The 22931-nt window shown below is 63.1% G+C and carries 2 protein-coding genes; both read right to left on the bottom strand.

Annotated features, from left to right (window positions below):
- Positions 1–11 precede the first annotated feature (11 nt).
- Positions 12–11789: a non-ribosomal peptide synthase/polyketide synthase gene (locus D882_RS0123475; RefSeq protein WP_027925500.1), complete on the bottom strand. Its 11778-nt coding sequence runs from the start codon at positions 11787–11789 to the stop codon at positions 12–14.
- Positions 11789–22756: a non-ribosomal peptide synthetase gene (locus D882_RS0123480; RefSeq protein ID WP_027925501.1), complete on the bottom strand. Its 10968-nt coding sequence runs from the start codon at positions 22754–22756 to the stop codon at positions 11789–11791. Before D882_RS0123480 ends, D882_RS0123475 begins: the two co-directional genes overlap by 1 nt.
- Positions 22757–22931 lie beyond the last annotated feature (175 nt).

Genomic DNA, 22931 nt, shown 5'->3' on the forward strand with positions numbered 1-22931 from the left:
CTACAGAAACGTCATGCAATGACCCTGCGACGCTCCAACAGGTCTTCCAACTCATCCAGCAACCCGTCGCTACGCAGCAGTTCGTAATGTCCGCCGGCCAACAGGCGATCCACACCATGGCTGCCGACCTGCGCCTCGAACACTCGACGCTCCTCCTCGCGCTCGGCCACCCACCAGCGGTGCGCCGCTGCTTGAATCACCGGCAGTTGCCGATGCGCCAGCGCCAGTTGCTTGAGGCGTGAACCTGTCGCGAAGATCTGCGTGAGTTCCCCTGCGCCCAACGTGGCTTGTTCGTTGGAGCCGTGCATGACCGCCTCGATCACGGCGCTGGAACCTTCACGCTCGTTCAAGTCAGCGGCTTTCAACGCGATCAATGCCTGTGCCTCATCGGCCGGCAACCCCAGCACAAACTTCAGGAAGTCCCCCAGGTCCTCGCGCCAGTCCCCCGCTTCTGCCGTGCCCGCCACGTAACTGTCGATCAGCCCGGCAAACGCAACCGTTTCACCCCGGGATTCCAGTTCGTGAGCGACCAATTGCGTCAACGCACCGCCCAACGACCAGCCCAACACGTAATACGGCCCCTTGGCCTGCTGACCGCGAATCCGCTGCGCATAGGCTTGCGCCATGGCCAGCAGCGACTCGTCCTGCCACTGCGGATCAAGCAGCATGCGGCATTGCACGCCGTACACCGTGCGCCGTCCTTCCAGGCGTCGCGCCAGCGGTTCGTAGTCGAACACCGTGCCGAAACCGGCGTGCAGGCAGAACAACGCCGGCACGTTGGGGATCCGTGCATTCAACGCCAGCAACGGGTCCGGTGCGGTCGCCGGTTCAGCCAACTGATAGTCGCTGAGCTCAGCGATGCACGGTTTCTGCATCAGATCCCGCAGCTTCAATTCAAAGCCCAATTGCGGCTGACTGCGCACCCGCGAAATCACTTTGAGCACCTGCAACGAATCGCCGCCGAGTTCGAAGAAGTTGTCGTCGATGCCCACTTGCGGCACGCCAAGCACCTCTTGCCAGATCGCGGTCAGCGCCGTTTCCAGCGGGTTGCGCGGCGCGCGATAGCCGCCAAGCGCCCATTCCGGCGCAGGCAGTGCGCGACGATCAAGCTTGCCGTTGGCCGACAGCGGGAAGCACTCCAGGACCATGATCCGCGCCGGCACCATGTAATCCGGCAGTTGCGCTTGCAGTTCGGCCTTCAAGCGACGATCCAGACCGACTGCGCCGGCCGCCACCACATAACCGACCAATTGCTTGCCGGTCGGTGTGTCGTGAACCACCACGGCGGCATCCTGCACGCCCGCGCACTCACGCAGGCGCGCTTCGATCTCGCCCGGTTCGATACGGAAACCACGGATCTTCACTTGCTGGTCGAGCCGTCCCAGGTAGTCGATCAACCCGCATTCGCGCTGGCGCACCAGGTCGCCGGTGCGGTACATGCGGCCACCGGCCTCGAACGGATCGGGGATGAAACGCTCGGCGCTCATGCCCGGACGCTGGTGATACCCCCGCGCCAGGCATTCGCCGCCCAGGTACAGCTCGCCGCTGACGCCGACCGGCAACGGATTGAGGTCGGCATCAAGCACGTACACACCACGCCCGGCCACGCCTCGACCAATCGGCGCATACGCCGCGTCGCAGGTTTCGCTGGTCTCGGCACGCCACAACAGCGGCGTGACCACGGTTTCGGTCGGGCCATAGCCATTGACCAGACGCTGCGGACGCAAGGCGCGTTTGACCTGTTCGAAACTGGCGTCCGGCACCGCGTCACCGCCAAAGCAATACACCTCGACCGCTGGTGGATTGCCCAGACGCTCGGCGACTTCGGCCATCTGTTGCAGGTACGCCGGCGGGAAGCAGGCGACGGTGACGGCATGACGATGCAACACTTCCAGGGTCTGTTCCGGGGTCCACACAGTGTCCTCGCGGATCACCAGACTGCCGCCGGCCAACAACACACTCAGCCAACGCTCCTGAGCGCCGTCGAAGGCGAACGACATGAAGTGCAGTTCACGGCTGCGCGGTGCCAGTTCGTAGAGTTCGATAATGTCGCGGCAATGCCGGGCAATCGGCCCGCGTTCCACGGCCACGCCTTTGGGTTGGCCGGTGGAGCCGGAGGTGTAGATCAGGTACGCCAGATGCCCCGGCAACGAATTGGAAAGCGGGCACGCCGCGTTGTCGACGACGCGCAACTGATCGAACGGCAGGCGTGGTGGGCTATCCGCCAACGGCAGCCGTTCGCCCAGATCGCTGTCGCAGAGCAACAGACTCGCGGCCGAATCGCTCAACATATAAGCCAGTCGCTCGGCCGGGTACGCCAGGTCCAAAGGCAGGTAAGCCGCCCCCGCTTTAAGCACCGCGAGGAACGCAATGATGGTGCGTTCGGAACGCGGCAACGCTACCGCCACCAGACTTTCCGCGCCAATGCCCCGGTCGATCAGCTGCTGCGCCAGCCTATTGGCTTGCGCCTCAAGCTGCGCATAGCTGACGTGCCGATCCTCACAGATCAAGGCGATTTTCTGTGGCAGCGTCTGTACATGCTGATTGAACGCGAGCAACACATCGGCGCTGTCGGTCGACGCTTGCGGCAGGCTGATACGCGATTCAGGCAGGCCAATGGTGCCGAGCAGACACGTCGCATCCACCGGCAACGCACGCAGCAACCCTTCAAGCTGCGCACGAATCCGCTCTACTTCCACGTCACTGAAGCGGTCCCGCAGGAACAGGTATTCGACTTCCAGGCCTTCTTCGTTGGCACTGACCATCAAGTCCATCGGGAAGTTGGTCACGCCACCGCTGCCGACCTCGGCAAAACGTAGCTCACCTTCCTCGCCCCCGCGCAGCGCGCGGTCCACCGGATGGTTTTCGAACACGATGATGCTGTCGAACAAACCCTGGCCACCCTGCCCGGCCCAACGCTGAATGTCCGACAACGGCGTGTGTTCGTAGTCGCGGACCATCAGGTTGTAGTCCTGCAATTCGCGCAACCACTCGCCCAACGGCTGTTGCGGATCAAGCGTCTGGATCACCGGCAAGGTGTTGATGAACAGGCCGAGCATGTCCTGCGCCCCGGCCAATCCGGTCGGACGCCCCGCCACCGTGGCGCCGAACGCGACGCTGCGCTGGCCGCTGTGGCGTTGCAACAGCAACAACCACGCACCTTGCACCAGGGTGTTCAGCGTCACGCGTTGACGCTTGGCAAAGGTGTGCAGTTTGCGCGTCGCCTCGCTGTCGAGGTTGCTGTACATCACGCCGTGCCCGGAGCCAGCGGCACCCGAGGCCTTGGCCAGAATGGTCGGTTCTTCGAGCAATGCCAGGCGCTCGCGCCAGAAGCCTTCGGCCTGCGCTCCGTCCTGACGCTGCAGCCAGGCGATGTAATCGGCGTAGCGACCGTTCAGGCTCGGCAAGGTGTCGTTGTGGTACAGGCGCAGCATGTCGCCCAACAGACGCGAGGCGCTCCAGCCGTCCAGCAGCAAGTGGTGGTAAATCCAGATCATCTGGTAACGGTCATCACCGAGGCGCACCAGGATGAAGCGCATCAGCGGCGGGCAGCTCAGGTCGAAGCCCTTGGCCTGTTCCGCGGCGGCCAGTTCCTGCAACGCATGCTCGGTGTCGCTGCGCTCACGCCAGTCGAGTTCTTCGATGGGCAACTCGACGTCGGCGAACACCGCTTGCAGCGGATCGGCCAAGCCGTCGCGCCAGCGGAACGCCGCCCGCAGCACTTCGTGACGCTCCACCAGAATCTGCCACGCCGCGCGGAAACGCGGCACCTGCAAACCGTCCACCGCCACGCTCAACTGGTTGACGTAAGGGTTGAGTTCCGGTGAATCGAGACAATGGAACAACATGCCTTGCTGCATCGGCGACAACGGATACAGGTCTTGCAGACCTTCACGGGCGGCAACGTCGATGTGCGGCACCAGCGCAAACGCCGGGACTGTCGGCACGTCAACCAACGCCGCTTCACGGCTGCTGGCCACCACGGCCAACGCACGAATCGTCTGTTGTTCGAACAGTTGCTTCGGACTGAACACCAACCCGCGCTGCCCGGCACGGCTCACCGCTTGCAGCGAGATGATCGAATCCCCGCCCAGTTCAAAGAAGTTCTCGGTGACGCCCACCGACTCCAGCCCCAGCAGTTCCTGCCAGATCTCCACCAGCAGCGCTTCGGCCGGCGACGCGGCGGCGACGTGATCGTGCTGCTGCCGAGTGGCCTCAGGCGCCGGCAGTCCTTGGCGATCAAGCTTGCCGTTCGGCGTCAGTGGCAACGCCGCCAGGCACATCAAATGCGCCGGCAGCATGTGTGCCGGCAAGCGGCTGCGCAGATGAGCCGTCAACGCTTCACGCAGGTCCTGCTCATCGGCGAGCGGATCACGCGGCACCACATAACCGACCAATTGGCGACTGACCGGGCCGTCGCGGTCGATCACAAAGGCTTCACGCACGCCTTTATGTTCAAGCAGGCAGGCTTCGATTTCGCCGAGTTCGATACGGAACCCGCGAATCTTCACTTGCTGGTCGATCCGGCCCAGGTACTCAACGACGCCATCGGCACGGAACCGCGCAAGGTCACCACTGCGGTACAAACGCGCACCCGGCACGAACGGATCCGGCACAAAACGTTCAGCCGTCAAATCGGGACGCTGATGGTAACCCCGGGCGACACCCTCGCCGCCCAGGTACAACTCGCCCGCGACGCCGACCGGCAGCGGCTGCAAACCGCCGTCCAGAATATAGGCGCTGCGATTGCCCACCGGCCGGCCTATCGGCATGAATGCCGAGTCGAATTCGGTATCCGGGTACGCCAGCCAGATCAGCGGCGTGATCACCGTTTCGGTCGGGCCGTAACCGTTGATCAGCCGTTTGGGTTGCAGCACCTGTTGCACTTCATCGAAGGCATGTTTGGCCATGCCTTCACCGCACGGGGTGTAGGAACGGATCGGCAGGTCACGCCCCGCTTCGCCCATGAAATCGGCGATCTGCGCCAGGTAACTCGGGGTGAAACAGGCGATGGTGATGCCGTGTTTTTCGATCTCGGCGCAGGTGCGCTCGACACTCCACAACTCATCGTCACGGGGCATCACCGCCGAACCGAACACCAGCGGCGTCAGCCAGCGCTCGTGGGCGCCGTCGAAGCTGATCGAGGCGAATTGCAGCTCGCGGTCGTCCGGGGTCATGCCGTACAACTCGCCAATCGACAGGCAATGCATGGCCAACGGACCGTGGGCCACGCTGACGCCTTTTGGCCGCCCGGTGGAGCCCGAGGTGTAGATCAGGTAGGCGAGGTTGTCGCCACAGGTCAGGTTGACCGGGTTGGTGTCAGCCATCGATTCCAGCGGTTCGCGGTCGACTTCCAGCACTGGCAGACCTGGCGGCAACGGCAGTTTTTCCCGCAGCCACGACTGGCTGATCAGCAGCGCAATGCCGCTGTCTTCCATCAGATAACGCAGACGTTCGGCCGGGTACGCCGGGTCCAGCGGCACGTAAGCACCGCCGGCCTTGAGGATCGCCAGCAGGCCGATGATCATTTCCGGCGAACGCTGCATCGCCAGGCCGACCCGCACTTCCGGGCCGATGCCCAGTGCGCGCAAGCGATAGGCCAGTTGATTGGCGCGACGGTTGAGCTGGTCGAAGCTCAGTTCCAGGTCGTTGAAGATCAACGCGGTGGCGTTCGGGCGGATAACCGCTTGGGCTTCGATCAATTGATGCACGCACAGCGGGTTTGCCGTGGCGGTGAACGCAGGGTTCCACTCGACCAATTGTTGCGCGCGTTCCGGCGCGGTCAGCAGCGCCAGTTCACTCAATGCGGCCTGAGGCGCGGCGACCATCGCTGACAGCAGCGCGGCCAAATGCTCGCTCATGCGGACAATCGCTTCGGCGCTGAAGTGAGCGCACTGATAGCTCCAGTTCAGGCTGAGCTGGCGTTCAGCAGTCGCCGCCAGGGTCAGCGGGAAGTTGGTGCGTTCATGGTTCTGCGGGACCGAGAAGCTCAACCCGGCCGGTGCGCCCCGTTGCAGCGCTTCGGCCACCGGGAAGTTTTCGAACACCAGCAGGCTGTCGAACAGCGGCTCGCCGGCCCGCCCGGCCCAGCGCTGAATGTCGCCCAAGGCGGTGAATTCATGCTCACGCAATTGGAGGTTCTGCGCCTGCAAGCGAGTCAACCAGTGGCCGACACTTTCAAGCGCATCTGGCGTGCTGATCACCGGCAAGGTGTTGATGAACAGCCCGAGCTGGCTTTCGGCCCCTGGCAAATCGACCGGCCGCCCCGCCACGGTCGCGCCAAACGCCACGCTACGCTGGCCACTGTAGCGTTGCAACAGCAGCGCCCACGCGCCTTGCACCAAAGTGTTGAGCGTAACTTTCTGCTGACGGGCGAACTCGCTGAAGCGTTGGCTGGTGCCAACATCGAACGTCTGGCGATGGTCGCCAAACCCTGCCGTCGACAGGTGTTTACCGCCGCCATGGGCCAGGCTCTGCGCCAACAGCGTCGGGTTGTCGAGGTTGGTCAGTTGCTCGCGCCAGAACAGTTCATCGGCCTGCGCGTCCTGACGTTGCAGCCAGCCGATGTAATCGGCGAAACGCCCGGTGGGCGCCTGCACCGCTTGCCCGGCATACCGCTGCAGGACTTCACTGAGTAACAGCGAATTGCTCCAGCCATCCAGCAACAGGTGATGGTGGGTGTAGATCAGTTGTTGGCGATCATCGTCGAGTCGCACCAACGTCAAGCGCATCAACGGCGCCCGGGTCGGGTCGAGTTGCAAGCGTTCGTTGTCAATCAATTGAATCAACGCTTCGGCCTGATCGCCACGACGACGCCAGTCGAGGCAGGTCATCGGCAAGTGCAGATGACGATGGACCAACTGCACCGGCGCTTCGAAACTCTCCGGGAAGTGGAAACTGCTGCGCAGGATCGGATGGGTGTCGAGCACCGCTTGCCATGCACGGCCCAGTCGTTCGGCGTCGAGGCCACGGACTTCGACGCTGAGCTGGTTCACGTAGGCGCCAGACTCCCCCTCATACAGGCTGTGGAACAACAAACCGGCCTGCATCGGCGACAGCGGATACACGTCCTCAATCTGCGCCGGCGGCACCGGCAGATCATCGAGTTGCGCCTGGGTCAGCCGCGCCAGCGGGAAGTCCGCCGGGGTCACGCCGCCCGCGCCATCGCTCAGGCAATGGGCGATCAGCGCCAGCAGTTCGATACGGAAATCTGCCGCCAGGGCTTCGATTTCGCGCCGGTCGAAGCATTCGCGGCTGAAGGTCCAGTCGAGCTTCAGTTCGCCGCCATAGACCTGACCGTCCACCGACAGCCAGTTCGGCAACGGTGCCTCGGCCGATTGCGCGGCACCGCTGGATTCGCGGGCCGGGGTGAACAACGCGTCCTCGGCAAAGCTCTGGTCGAACTGGCCGAGGTAGTTGAACGTCACCCGCGCCTGCGGCAACGCGGCCAGTGCCGCTTGGGTCGACGCATCGCCCATGTAGCGCAACAGGCCGTAGCCCATGCCTTTGCCGGGGATTTCGCGCAGTTGCTGCTTGATCGCCTTGATCGAACCCGCCAGGTCGGCGGTCGGCGTCAGGCGCACCGGGAACAGGCTGGAGAACCAGCCGACGGTGCGGGTCAGGTCGATGTCGTCGAACAGTTCTTCGCGGCCATGGCCTTCGAGCTGAATCAGTGCCGATTGGTCGCCGGTCCAGCGGCTGAGGGTGCGGGCCAGTGCGGTCAGCAGCAGGTCGTTGACTTGCGTGCGGTAGATCGCCGGCGCCTGTTGCAGCAATTGGCGGGTTTGTTCACGGTCCAGACCGATGCTGACACCCTGGCGCAGATGCCCGGCCTGACTGGCGTGGGCATTGGCAGCCGGCAACCAATCATTCGCCACGCTCAGCTGCGCCTGCCACCAACTCAGTTCATCAGTGGCTGCTTCGGAGCGTGCATAGGCGTCGAGTTTCTCGGCCCACGCCTGGAAAGCGCTGGTCTTCGGCGGCAGCGCTTGCTCAAGGTAGGCCGCCTGCAAATCTTCCAGCAACACCCGCCAGGACACACCGTCCACCGCCAAGTGGTGAATCACCAAGAGCAAACGCTGGGAGCCATCGGCTTGCGCAATCAACGCCACGCGCAGCAAGGGACCGTCTTGCAAACTGAGGCTGCGTTGCGCTTCATCGCACACCGATTCCAGCGAGGCATCACTGGCCACGCGAGCGGTCCAGAGCATGTCGATCACGTCCGCGCTGTCGGCCCCGACATAACGCGCCGACCATTGGCCTTCGACCTGACTGAAGCGTAAACGCAGGGCATCGTGCTGCTTGAGCAGGCGTTGCAGCGCGGCTTGCAGGCGCGGCAGTTCGAGGGTTTCGCGCGGCGTCAGCAACACGGCCTGGTTCCAGTGCGCGCGTTGCGGGATGGGTTCGGCGAAGAACCAGCGCTGGATCGGCGTGAGTATTTGCACACCGTCCACTGGCCCTTGTTGCGCCAGCGGCGCGGCGTGCTCTTTGACCACCGCGGCCAGCGCTTGCAAGGTCTGCTGCTGGAACAAGTCGCGGGGTTGCAGGCTCAGGCCTGCACGACGCGCACGGCTGACCACTTGAATCGAGATGATCGAATCACCGCCCAATTCAAAGAAGTTGTCCTGACGCCCGACCTGCTCCACGCCCAACACGTCCTGCCAGATCTGCGCCAGCACTTGCTCGTGTTCGCTGCGCGGTGCTTCGAAAGCGCGTTGGCTGATGTGCGCGGTGGGCGCGGGCAGGCGTTTGCGGTCGAGCTTGCCGTTGGGACTCAAGGGCATTTGTTCGATCAGCACGGTCTGCGCCGGCACCATGTAATCCGGCAGGCTCGCGAGCAGATGGCTTTTCAGGGTTTCGCGCCACGCGCCTTGTTGATCGGCAGTGGCCTCCAGCAGTGCGCGATCCTGCGGCACGAGATACGCGACCAATTGCTTGCCGCTCGGACCGTCGAGGGCCAGTACCACGGCTTCCTGCACGTCGGCATGTTCTTGCAGGCGCGCTTCGATTTCGCCCAGTTCGATGCGCAAACCGCGAATCTTCACTTGGTGGTCGATGCGCCCGCAGTAATCGATGGCGCCGTCGGTGCGATATCGCGCCAGGTCACCGGTACGGTACAGGCGCTCGCCGCTGCCGAACGGATCGACCACGAAACGCTCAGCGGTCAACGCGCCGCGACGGTGATAACCACGCGCCAGGCCGACACCACCGAGGTACAACTCGCCCACCGCGCCCAGTGGCAATGGTTGCAGTTCACTGTCGAGGATGCAGGCGCGCAGGTTGGCAATCGGGCGCCCAATCGGCACGCTGTCGCGGCCTTCTTCCACGCAGGTCCAGTGGGTCACGTCGATGGCCGCTTCGGTCGGGCCATAGAGGTTGTAGAGGTTGGCGTGCGGCAGACTTCGTAGCGTCTGGCGTTGCAGCTCCATTGGCAGCGCTTCGCCGCTGCAAATGATCCGTGTCAGCGAGGTGCAGGCCAACGATTCGTCAGCGCCGATGAACGCGGAAAGCATCGACGGCACGAAGTGCAGCGTGGTGATGGCTTGCTCGACGATCAACGCAGCGAGGCGTTGTGGATCGCGATGCTCACCCGGCGCGGCGATGACCAGCGTGGCGCCTTTCGTCAAAGGCCAGAAAAACTCCCACACCGACACGTCGAAACTGAACGGTGTTTTTTGCAGAACGCGGTCGGTCGGCAGCAGGTTGTAGGCGTCTTGCATCCACTCCAGACGGTTATGCAGCGCCACATGGCGGTTGCCCGCACCTTTGGGTTTGCCGGTGGAACCGGAGGTGTAGATCACGTAGGCGAGGTTTTCGCCGACGGCCCGGCTCTTTAAATCAGAAGCAGGCAAATCAGTGCCGGGCAGATCGTTCAGCCAATCAGCCTCGGGGCGCAGGCACAAGGTCCGCAGGGTATCGGGCGTCGGCAATTGCGCCAGCAGATGTTCCTGGGTCAGCAACAACGATATACCGCTGTCTTCGATCATGTAGCTCAGGCGATCCCGCGGGTATTCCGGGTCCAGCGGCACATACGCGCCACCGGCCTTGAGAATCGCCAGCAGGCCGACCACCATTTCAAACGAACGCTCGCAGGCAATCCCGACGATCACTTCCGGGCCGACACCCTGGGCGCGCAGGTGATGGGCCAAGCGGTTAGCGCGCAGGTTCAGTTCGGCGTAACTCAGGGTCAGGCCCTGGAACACCAGCGCCGTCGCCGCGCCGTTTTCAGCCACACGCTCTTCGAAATGGCGCTGTACGCAGACATCGCCCGGATAAGCCTGAGCGGTGTCATTGAGTTCATCGAGAATGCGCAGACGCTCGTCGGCGTCCAGCAGTGGCAACTCGGCGAGCGGGCATTGCGGGTTCGCCAGCACGCCGGCCAACAGGTTGCGCCAGTGGCGGGCCAGATGCTCGATGCGCTCGGCGTCGAACAGATCGGTGGCATACGTCAGGCTGGCGAACAGCTTGTCGCCCTCCTCCTGCGTGTCCAGTTGCAGGTCGAATTGCGTGGTATGCGCCGTGGCGTTCAGCGCTTCGACCCGCAGGCCGGCGAGCAAGCCGCTGACCGCTGCCGGTTTGGCTTGCTGGTGGTTGAACATCACCTGGAACAGCGGGCTGTGGCTGAGGCTGCGTTCACCTTGCAGCGCCTGCACCAGACGTTCGAACGGCAAGTCCTGATAATCCTGGGCGTCCAGCGACGCGGTGCGGGTCTGGTCGAGCAATTGGCTGAACGGCAGGCGACCGTCCAGTTCGGCGCGCATCACCTGGGTGTTGACGAAGAAGCCGATCAGGCCACGGGTTTGCGCACGGTTACGATTGGCAATCGGCACGCCGATGCGCACGTCGGACTGGCCGCTGTAGCGATAGAGCAAGGCCTGAAAACTTGCCAGCAACAGCATGAACGGGGTAACGCCGCGCTGTTTGGCCAGGCTCATCAGGCCGCTGGCCAGGTTTGCATCGAGGGCGAAATCCAGACGTGCACCGCGCTGGCTCGGTTGTGCCGGGCGTGGGCGATCAGTCGGCAACTCCAGCAGCGGTTGTTCGCTGCCCAACGTGTCACGCCACCAGTTGAGCTGACGTTCCAACTCCCCCGCTTCCATCCAGCGACGCTGCCACACGGCGTAGTCGGAATACTGGATCGGCAGCGGTTCCAGCGCTGCGTTTTGCCCTTGGCAATGCGCGGCGTAGAGACGGGAGAACTCCTCCACCAACACGCCCATCGACCAGCCATCGGTGACAATGTGGTGCAGGGTCAACAGCAGCACATGGTCTTCGGCATCCAGTTGCAACAGGCTGACCCGCAACAGCGGCCCGTGTTGCAGATCGAATGGGCGAGCGATGTCCTGTTCGACGCTTTTCATCGCGAGATCGAGGCGATGTTCCTGAGGTTCGTCGCGCAGATCGATGTGTTCGATCGCCAGCGATGTGAACTCGGCCAGCGTCTGAACGACTTGACCGTCATCCTCGATAAAACGGCTGCGCAGGCTTTGATGCCGCTCCAACAACACATCAAAACTCTGCTGCAACGCTGCGACATTCAGCGGCCCGTGCAAGCGCAACGCCGCCGGGATGTTGTACGCAGCGCTCTGCGGGTCAAGCTGCCAGAGAAACCATTGGCGCTGCTGCGCGTATGACAGTTCAAAGCTCGTTTGCGGCTCGGCAGCCGGCGGAATCGGCAATTGGCCGAAGCTCACGCCCTGCTCTTGCATGCGGCTCAGAAACTCGCGGCGCTTGTCGGCGGGCAGGCCGGCGAAACGGCTGGCGATACGCTGGGCAGTGGTGTGTTCCATCAGTTGATCTCCATCTCGTCGAGAAGCGACTCAAGCGCATCAAGACGTGCATCGTTGTCAGCCGGGGCGTGTTGCCCGGCCATGGCGGCATAAGCCTGCAGGTCGGTGGATTCGAACAGCGCGCGCAGCGGCAGCTCGATGCCCAGTTCCAGTTCCACACGGGCACTGGCCTGGGCGGCGAGCAACGAATGCCCGCCCAGTTCAAAGAAGTGGTCGCGCCGGCCGATCTGCGCCACGCCCAGCACCTCAGCCCAGATCGCCGACAGTTGCTGTTCGAGGACACCTTCGGGGGCTTCGAACGGACGTTGCCAGTCCTCGGCATCCGGCGCGGGCAAGGCCTTGCGATCGAGCTTGCCGTTGCCGGTCAGTGGCAAGGCGTCGAGCAACAACCAATGGCTCGGCACCATGTAATCCGGCAGATCGACCTTGAGCGCGGAGCGCAGGGTGTCGCGCCAGGCAATCGGGTCATGCGGGGTGTGCTCGGCCACCACGTAGGCGCACAACTGCGCTCCGCCGTCGCCGTTTTGGACGTTTAATACCGCTTGGCGCACGCCCGGTTGGGCCAGCAGCGCGGCTTCGATTTCGCCGAGTTCGATGCGAAAACCGCGAATCTTCACTTGCTGGTCGATGCGGCCAAGGTAGTCAATGCTGCCATCGACACGCTGGCGCGCCAGGTCACCGCTGCGATAGAGGCGTTGGGAAGCGTCAAACGGGCTCGGCACAAAACGCTCGGCGGTCAGGCCGAAACGCCCGTGATAACCGCGCGCCAGGCCGGCGCCCGAGATATACAACTCGCCTGCAACGCCCACCGGTACTGGCTGTAACTGACTGTCGAGCAAGTACCACCGCAGGTCGCGGATCGGCAGGCCAATCGGGCTTTGCGCCTTGCCGTGCAGGTCGGCCAGACGAATCGCACGGTAGGTCACGTGCACCGTGGTTTCGGTGATGCCGTACATGTTGACCAAGGTGGGTTGCTGGTCGCCAAAGCGTTCGAACCAGGGTCCCAGGCTCGCGACGTCGAGGGCCTCACCGCCGAAAATCACCTGCCGCAGGGCCATGCTGCGCGGGCTGGAGCAGGCAATCGGCATCAGTTGGCGGAACGCGCTCGGGGTCTGGTTCAGCACCGTCACACCTTCATCGCAGAGCAAACGGTGAAACGCTTGCGGCTCGCGGCTGATGTCATGCGGCACGATCACCAGGCGTCCGCCGGTGCACAGCGAGCCAAACAGCTCCCACACCGAAAAGTCGAAGGCGTAGGAATGGAACAGCGTCCAGACATCGTTCGGGCCGAAGTTGAACTCGGCGGCGGTGGCGCTCAGCAGGCGCCCGACGTTGGCATGGCTGAGCAATGCGCCTTTGGGCCGCCCGGTAGAACCGGAGGTGTAGATCACGTACGCGAGGTTGTCAGGGGCCGCCAGCGACGGCAGGTTGTCGTCGCTGAAGGTGTCCAGCTCCAGCGATTCCAGGACCAGCACCTGCACGCCCTCGCAAGAGGGCAAACCGTCGATCAAATGCTGTTGGGTCAGCAGCAGCGTGAGGCCGCTGTCTTCGATCATGTAGCTCAGGCGCTCGGCCGGGTAGTGCGGATCGAGCGGCACGTAGGCACCGCCGGCCTTGAGAATCGCCAGCAAGCCGACCACCAGCGGCATCGCCCGCTCGGTGGCAATGCCGACCCGCACTTCCGGCCCGACACCCTGCTCCCGCAGCATACGCGCCAGTCGATTGGCCCGGGCGTTGAGCGCGGCGTAGGTCAGTTGCTTGCCTTCGCAGACCAGTGCAATGGCGTTCGGCTGTTGCGCGGCTTGAGCTTCGAACATCCGGTGCAAGGTTGGCGACAAGGGTTGCGCCTCGAACGCCGGGTTCCAGTACTGGATCAACGCGTCGGATTGCGGTGCATGCAGCAGGGGTAATTCGGCGACGCGTTGCTGTGGATCATTGACCACCGCGCGCAGCAGAATCAGCCACTGCTCGGCGAGGCGCTGCATCGACGCCTCGTCGTACAGATCCGTGGCGTAAGTCAGGCTGGCATCGAGCGCTTCGTTCTGCTCCTGGGTGTCGAGTACCAAATCAAACTGGGTGGTCTGCTGCTGCCAGTGCAAACGCTCGACCTGCAAACCGGCCATGCTGCGCTCGACGCTCGCGCCCAACTGCTGCTGATGGTTGTAGAGCACCTGGAACAACGGGCTGTGATTGAGGCTGCGGTCCGGTTGCAAGGCATCGACCAATTGCTCGAACGGCACGTCCTGATGGGCTTGCGCATCCAGGGCAACCTGCTTGACCTGTTGCAGCAACGCACTGAACGGCTGCTGCCCATCGAACTGTGTACGCAGCACCTGGGTGTTGATGAAAAAGCCGATCAGGCCTTCGGTTTCAATACGCGAACGTCCGGCGCTTGGCACGCCGACGCTGATGCTCGACTGCCCGCTCTGTCGATGCAGCAAGGTCTGGAAACTCGCCAGCAACAGCATGAACAAGGTCACTTGCTGCTCTTGGGCACGCTGGCGCAAACCGGCCAGCAACTCGCGATCAACGTTCAGCATCAGGCTGGCGCCACGCTCAGAGCGACGGGCCGGACGGGTCAGCTCACTCGGCAACTCCAGCGGAGTCTGGCTGCCGGCCAGTTGTCCGCTCCACCATGCCAGTTGCCGTGCGCCCTCGCCGGCTTCCAGCCAGTCGCGTTGCCAACGGGCGTAGTCGCTGTAGTTCACCGGCAGGCTGGCCAGATCGGCACCATGGCCGTCGACGGCCGCCTGATACAGCGCGCGGAACTCATCGACCATGACCTGCATCGACCAGCCATCGGCAGCAATGTGGTGCACGGTGAGTACCAGCACGTGTTCGTCGGCGTTCACTTGCAGCAGCAAGACGCGCCACAGCGGGCCGTTTCGCAGGTCGAACGGCCGGGCGATTTCTTCCGTCACCGCGCTGTCCACCGACAGCTGATCGAGCGTGCGCAGTTCCAGTTGCAGCGCCAGCGTCTCATGCAGCACCGGACGCGCCTGCTGGCCATTCTGATCGAAGGTGGTGCGCAGGGTTTGGTGACGGGCCTGCAATTGCGCGAACGCTTCGCGCAACGCAGTGAGGTTGAGCGAGCCCTTGAGGCGCAATGCAGCGGGAATGTTGTAGGCCGGGCTTTGCGGATCCAGCTGCCAGAGAATCCATTGGCGTTGCTGGGCGTACGACAGCATCGGCGGTTGATCGACTGGCGCAGATTGCAGGACCGGCTGACCACTGATGTTCGCCAGCGCCGCACGCTCGGCAAATTCCGCCAGAGTCGCGGCCGAGAACAGGCTGCTCACCGACAATTCGAGGTGCAGTTGCTGGCGCACCCGCGATATCACTTGAAGCACCAGCAACGAGTGACCGCCCAGTTCGAAAAAGTTGTCGTTGCGCCCTACTCGCTCGACCTGCAACACGTCCTGCCAGATAAGCGCCAGCTGCGTTTCCAGCCCTCGGGCCGGGGCCACGAAGTCACGTTGTACGTCGCTGACTTCAACGCGGGGCAAAGCCCTTCGGTCGAGTTTTCCGTTGGTGTTGAGCGGCAACCTGGCCAGCAGGATCAGGTGGCTTGGCACCATGTATTCCGGCAACGACTGACGCAGAACCGCCTTGAGACCTTCCAGATAGTCAGTTTCAGAAACCACCGCATCGTTGGCCACAACATATGCCACCAACTGCACGCCGTCCTGAGCGATGACCGCCGCTTCACGCACGTCCTCGCGAGCTTGCAGGCAGGCTTCGATCTCGCCCATTTCAATGCGGAAACCGCGGATCTTTACTTGATGATCGATACGGCCGACGTATTCCAGATTCCCGTCAGCGTTGTAGCGCGCCAGGTCGCCGCTGCGGTACAGCCGCGCGCCCGGCTCACGGGCAAACGGGTCCGGCAGGAAACGTTCGGCGGTCAGCGCCGGGCGATCGAAGTAGCTTTGCGCAAGGCAGGCCGCTGCGCCGATGCACAGCTCGCCGACACCACCGTTGGGCAACAACTGAGCGGACGCATCCAGCACGTACAACGCACGACCGGCGATGGCGCGACCAATCGGAATGCCGAACGCATCGCTGGCATCCTCGAGACGGCATTCATGCACGCTGGACACCACGGTCGCCTCGGTCGGGCCGTAGGTGTTGAGCAGTCGCACGTGGCTCAATCCAGCTTGATGCCACAAGCGCAAACCTTCGACCGACATCGCTTCACCGCCGACATGCACCTGACGCAAATCGCCGAGATTGCTTATGTCGCCACTAGCACATTCGCGGGCGAGCAAATACCAATAGGCCGCTGGCAAGTCCGCCACGGTCACGCCTTGCTGGACGATTTCAGCCGCCAGTCGCCCGGCATCCCACAGCGCATCGCCACGCATGATCAACGCCGCGCCGACGCACAACGCCGGGAAGCATTGTTCGACGAAGCCGTCGAAACTGAAGGTCGCGAACTGCAACACGCGGTCCGCCGCCGACAGCACCGAATAGTCGGCGGCGCTTTGGCAGAACTCGCGTAATGCAGCGTGGGCGATGGCCACTCCTTTGGGTTGGCCGGTGGAGCCGGAGGTGTAGATGACGTAGGCCAGATCTTCGGCAACCGCATGGTTTTGCGGATCGTGTTCAGGGAAACCGACGTTGTCGTCGAGGCTGAGACGGCGCACGCCTTGACCACTTTCCAGCAGGCCGGATTCGCACAGCAGCACATCGAGGCGGCTGTCGTCGATCATGTAGGCCAGGCGTTCGGCCGGGTAGCTTGGGTCCAGCGGCACGTACGCCGCGCCGCTTTTCAGCACCGCCAGCAGGCTGACGATCAGTTGCGGCCCACGGTGCAGCGCCAGCCCGACACGCTTGCCGGGACCGGCACCGTTTTCAATCAGGCGATGGGCCAGGCGGTTGGCCTGGGTGTTCAGCTGGGCGTAGCTCAAGGATTGACCGTCAACCTGCAATGCCAGTGCATTCGGCGTATTGGCAGCCTGAGCGGCGATGTGTTCATGGACCAACAGGGTGGTGGATAACTGAACCGGGGCCGGCTGGCTGAGCGCAAGCAGCGCATTTTTGCCCTCGACATCGAGCAATTCCAGCGCGCCCAAAGCCGCGTCCGGCAGCGCCATCAACTGCATCAGCAGATGCTGCAGGTTGGCCGACAACTCAGCGATTTGCGCCGCACTGAACCGCGCCGCGTCGTAGCTGAAATCCAGGCTCAAACCCTCGCCCAGTTCGATGCCGAGGGTCAGTGGATAGTGCGTGCGCTCGTGGTTGTGCAGGTTGCCGAACGACAACCCGGCCGGTGCGCCCTGCTTCAGCGCTTCGGCGACCGGGAAATTTTCGAACACCAGCAGGCTGTCGAACAGCGCCGAACCCTGCTGCCCTGCCCAGCCCTGAATGTGGTAAAGCGGCACATGCTCGAACTCGCGCATGGCCAGGTTCAGCCCTTGCAGTTCGCCCAGCCATTGGCTGACGGTTTGCGCAGGCTTCATCGCGCAGACCAGTGGAAGCGTGTTGATGAACAACCCGAGCTGTTCTTCGATCCCCGGCAGCGGCGCCGAACGACCCGCGACGGTGGCCCCGAAGACCACGCAATCCTGACCGGTGTAGCGGTGCAGCAACAGGCTCCACGCCGCTTGCAGCACGGTGTTGAGGGTGACTTTCTGTTGCCGGGCGAAGTCGGCCAGACGCTGGGTGGCGCGGTGGTCGAAGGCCACTCGATAGGCTTCGCTGCCCTCGGCACCCACGGGCGGGCGCAAGGCTTCGGCGAGCAAGGTGGGCGCTTGCAGCGGCGCCAGCACGGCTTTCCAGAACTGCTCGCCAGCGACGGCGGATTGCTGCTGTAACCAGCCCAGATAATCGCGGTATTGCCCGGTCGGTGCCGACAGCGATTGCCCGCTGGCGTAATGCTGGATCACTTCGGCCAGTAACTGCGCGTTGCTCCAGCCGTCCATCAAAATGTGGTGGCTGGTGTAGATCAGGTGCCAGGCGTCAGTGTCGGTATGGACCAGCTTCAAGCGGAACAGCGGCGCGCGCCCCAATTCGAAACCGTGGGCGCGCTCGGCATCGGCCAGCGCCTCGGTGTCGGTCGCTTCCAGCACCTCGAGCGGCAATGCAACCTGACGGACGATCGCCTGATGCGCGGTGTCGAGTCCTTGCCAGTGGAAGCTGCTGCGCAGGATATCGTGGCGTTGCAGTGCGGTCTGCCAGGCACAGGCAAAGCGCTGCGGATCGAGGCCTTGAATGTCCAGGCGCAACTGACTGATGTACGCGCCGACGTGCGGTTCGTAGAGGGTGTGGAACAGCATGCCCTGTTGCATCGGCGACAGTGGATACAGGTCCTCAAGAGTTGCCACCGGCAATGCGTCGAGTTGCGTCTGGCTGAGGCGCGCCAGCGGGAAGTCGGACGGCGTGGCTTGCGGCACTTCAACGGCGCAGCAGTGATCGATCAGCGCTTTGAGTTCCTGCGCGTAGTCGTCCGCCAGACGCTGGATAGTCGCGGTGTCGAACATCTCGCGGCTGAAGCCCCAACTCAATGACAATTCGCCGCCGTAAACCTGGCCTTCAACTGTCAGCCAGTTGCCCAGCGGCGCCGACGGATCCTGCGCCACGCCGTTAGCTTCGGTGGCCGGCACGAACATTGCGCCGTCGTCGAACTGACGGTCGAATTGCCCCAGATAGTTGAAGGTAATGCGCGGTTGCGGCAACGCGGCAAGTTCGGCGCTCAACACCGAGCCGCCGAGATAACGCAATGCGCCATAGCCGAGTCCCTTGTCCGGCACGCCGCGCAGGTGTTCCTTGATGGTTTTGATCGAGGCGCCGAGATCGCTCGACGGCACCAGATTGACCGGGAACAGACTGGTGAACCAGCCCACGGTGCGGGTCAGGTCGATGTCGTCGAACAGGTCTTCGCGGCCATGCCCTTCCAGTTGAATCAGCGCGCTGCCCTGCCCGCTCCAGCGACAAACCGCGCGCGCCAGTGCAGTCAGCAGCAGGTCGTTGACCTGGGTGCGATAGGCCGCCGGGGCGTGTTGCAGCAGTTTTCGGGTGTGTTCGGTATCGAGTTTGAGCTCGATTTTGTGCTCGAAACGGTTCTCCAGCGCGCCGTTCGGGCGGTCGCAGGGCAGACTATTCGCTGCTCTCTTCAGTTGGGTCAGCCAATAATCGAGGTTGTTTTCAAACGCTGGAAGATGATCTTGCAGACGGGCAACCCAGCGCTGATAGCCGCTGGTTTTAACCAACGACACCTTGTTGCCGCTGTAGAACTGCTGAAGATCTTCCAGCAGCACGCGCCAGGAGACACCGTCCACCGCCAGGTGATGAATCACCAACAGCAGGCGTTGTGTACCGTCAGCCATCGCCACCAGCAGCGCACGCATCAGCGGGCCATTTTGCAGATTGAGACTGCGTTGGGCTTCGTCGCACAGGGCGTTAAGTTCGTCGTCGGAGTGCGCCTGACGCTGCCACAGCACCGACTCCGTGGTCGGCGCGGCGTAGGTTTGCTGCCAGCCGTCAGCGGTCTGCTCGTAGCGCAGGCGCAAGCTGTCGTGGTGGGTCAGCAATTGCTCAAGGGCACGGTCCAGCGCCTCGGCGTTCAACACCTCGCGCGGCACTAGAAGCAGCGACTGGTTCCAGTGCTGACGCTCGGGGATTGCCTGTTCGAAGAACCACTGTTGCACCGGCGCCAACGCCAGCGCGCCGATTGCCGGGCCCTGGTCGATCAACACCTGTTCGCCGCTGCGGGCCGCTTGGGCGAGACTGCGAATGGTCTGGTGCTGGAACAGGTCCCTGGGGCTCAACACGATCCCGGCTTGGCGCGCGCGACTGACCACTTGCATCGACACGATGGAGTCGCCGCCCAGTTCGAAGAAGTTATCCTCCAGACCGACGTTATCGACAGCCAACACGTCCTGCCAGATCGCGGCGAGGGATTTTTCCAGTGCGCTGCGTGGCGCGACGTGTTCGCGTTGTTGTTGTGAACCCTCAACCGCCGGCAAGGCTTTGCGGTCGAGTTTGCCGTTGGGGGTCAGCGGCAAGTGATCGAGGAACAGCAGGAACGCCGGGACCATGTAATCCGGCAGATGCTGGCGCAGTGCGGCTTTCAAGGTTTCACGCTGAGTCGCTTGAGCGTCGGTGTCGCCCAGCAACACGGGATCGTTCGGCACGATGTAGGCCACCAATTGCTGGCCGTTGACCCCGTCCTGCGCCAGCACCGCCAGTTCGCGCACGGCGTCCTGCTGCAACAGCCGCGCTTCGATTTCACCGAGCTCGATGCGAAAGCCCCGAACCTTGACCTGATGGTCGATGCGCCCGACGTATTGCAACGTGGCGTCGGCCTGATAGCGGGTCAGGTCGCCAGTGCGGTACAGGCGCTCGCCATTGCGGGCGAACGGGTTTGGCACATATTTTTCGGCGGTCATGCCCGGCCGCGCGAGGTAACCACGGGTGATCCCCGCACCGCTCAGGTAAAGCTCGGCAGAGACACCTTGCGGCACCGGTTGCAGCTCGGCATCCAGCAAATAGCTGGCGGTGTGTTTGAGCGGGCGACCGATGTTCGCGTGGCCACCGGCCTCGCGTCGGGTCCAGGTCGAATACGTGGTGTCTTCCGACGGGCCATACAGGTCGTAGACGTGTTCGACGGTCGGTTGCTGATACAGCGCGTCCACCAGACTCTGCTTCAGCGGTTCCCCGGCGAGGTTGATGATGCGCACACACGGCGGAATCTGCCCGTCGCGCTGCAATGCATTGATCGCCGACGGTACGGTGTTGATCAGGCGTACTTGATCCCGCGCCAGCAATTGCGGCAATTCCAGGGCATTGCGGGCGATGATTATCGAGCCACCGTTGGCCAGGGTCACGAATAGCTCCCACACCGACAGGTCGAAGCACACCGAGGTCGAGGCCAGCACGCCCTGGATGTCTTCGCGGCTGTAGACCGATGCCGACCAGTCGATCAGCGCCAGCACATTGCGATGGGCGATGGCCACGCCTTTGGGGTTGCCAGTGGAGCCGGAGGTGTAGATCACGTAGGCGAGGTTGTCCGGTGTGACGCCGGTTTCGGGGGCGTTTTCCGGGTACTCGGTCCACGTTTTGTCGCCCAGCAGCAACACTTGCATATCGGCTGTCACGGTCAATGTCGTGGCGACCGATTGCTCCGTCAGCAACACCAAGGCGCGGCTGTCTTCGAGCATGTAGGCGACGCGTTCGGCCGGGTAGTCCGGGTCCAGCGGCACGTAGGCGCCGCCGGCCTTGAGTACCGCCAGCAACGCCACCAGCAGTTTTTCCGAACGCTGCATCGCTACGCCGACGCGGACTTCCGGGCCGACACCCAGTTCGATCAGTTTGTGCGCCAGGCGATTGGCCTGGATGTCGAGTTCTGCGTACGTCAGCTGCCGGGTGCCGAAGGTCACCGCCAATGCATTCGGACTGGCCGCGGCTTGCTGGCTGATCCGTTCATGAATGCACAGGTCTTGCGGGTAGTATGCGTCGGCGCGATTCCAGTCATGCACGATGCGCCGGTATTCCGCGCTTTCCAGCAGCGGCAAATCGCTGATGCGCTGCGTCGGATCGCTGACCATGCCTTGCAGCAGACGGGTCCAGTGCCGCGCCATGCGCGTGATGGTGTCGGCGTCGAACAAGTCGTTGGCGTAGGTCAACGCCGCATGCAACTTGCCACCTTTTTCGTAGGTGTCGAGGGTCATGTCGAACTGCGTGGTGCGCCCTTCCCACTCGATCACGCCCAGCGCCAGGCCGGACGCCGTGCTGACAGAGGCAATGTCCGCGACCTGTGGCTGGTGGTTGTACATCACCTGGAACAGCGGCGTATGGCTGAGGCTGCGTTCCAGTTTCAGCGCCTCGACCAGACGCTCGAACGGCAAATCCTGATGGGCCTGGGCACCGAGGGCAGTTTCCTTGATGGCGCGCAGCAAGTCGTCGACGCGGGTCTGGCCGTCGAGTTGCGTGCGCAATACTTGGGTGTTGACGAAGAACCCGATCAGGCCTTCGATCTCGGCGCGATTGCGGTTGGCAATCGGCACGCCGACGCGGATATCGGTCTGCCCGGTGTAACGATGCAACAGCGCGTTGAAGGCGCCGAGCAACAGCATGAACAAGGTAATGTTGTGTTTCTGCGCAGTGGCGCGCAGTTGTTCCGCCAGTTGTGCGTCAACGGCAAATTCGTAGCGAGTGCCGCGATAGCTGGGCATTGCCGGGCGCGGGTGGTCGGTGGGCAGTTCCAGCACCGGGTGTTCATTGCCCAACTGTGTTTGCCAGTAATCGAGTTGGCGCGCCTGCTCGCCCGCTTCCAGCCAGCGGCGTTGCCACAGGGCGTAGTCGCTGTACTGGATCGGCAATGGCGCGAGTTGTGGTTGTGTACCCGCGTCGAACGCGTCGTAGCAGCGGATGAATTCGTCGATCAGCACGTTCATCGACCAGCCGTCAGACACGATGTGGTGCAGAGTCAGCAGCAGCACGTGTTCCAGATCGGCGAGTTTGAGCAAAGTGACGCGCAGCAACGGGCCGACTGACAGATCGAACGGCTGCACCGATTGCTGTTCGGCGGCTCGCGCAACGGCGAGTTCGCGCTCCGTGGCCGGGAGCGCGCTGAAATCCACATGATTGATGACCAGCGGCGCGCTGGCCGGTACTTGCAGCAAGCGGTCGTCGGTCTGGCGCTGGAACACCGTGCGCAGGGTTTCGTGACGTTCAACGAGGCTGGCGAACGCTTGCTCCAGCGCGGGCAGGTTAAGCCGCCCGGTCAGGCGCACCGCGCCCGGCAGGTTGTACGCGCCGCTGTGCGGGTCCAGTTGCCAGAGAAACCACATGCGTTGCTGTGCGTATGACAACACTTGGCGATCCTCGGCCTCGATGTCAGCCGGGATGGGAAACCGGGCGAAATCAACGCCCTCCTTGTGCAAGGCCGCAAGGAACATCTGGCGCTTTTCCAGGGGCAACCCGATAAACCGGCGAGCGAGTTTCAAGGAGTCTTCAGCATTCATTTCTAAGCATCCGGATCAGTGGCAGGAAGCACAAAGGCACGTCGTCCCTATAAAACGAATGCACACCGGAAAAATTAACGAATGAGAATAAGTATCAGGAAGGAGACAGAACGCGGAGTGTCGGGTTGGCGAAAGTCCAATGCAGGAGTGAGCTTGCTCGCGATAGCGGTCTGTC

Origin of the sequence: Pseudomonas sp. URMO17WK12:I12 (genome assembly GCF_000514395.1) — a bacterium.
Taxonomy (GTDB): Bacteria; Pseudomonadota; Gammaproteobacteria; order Pseudomonadales; family Pseudomonadaceae; genus Aquipseudomonas; species Aquipseudomonas mucoides.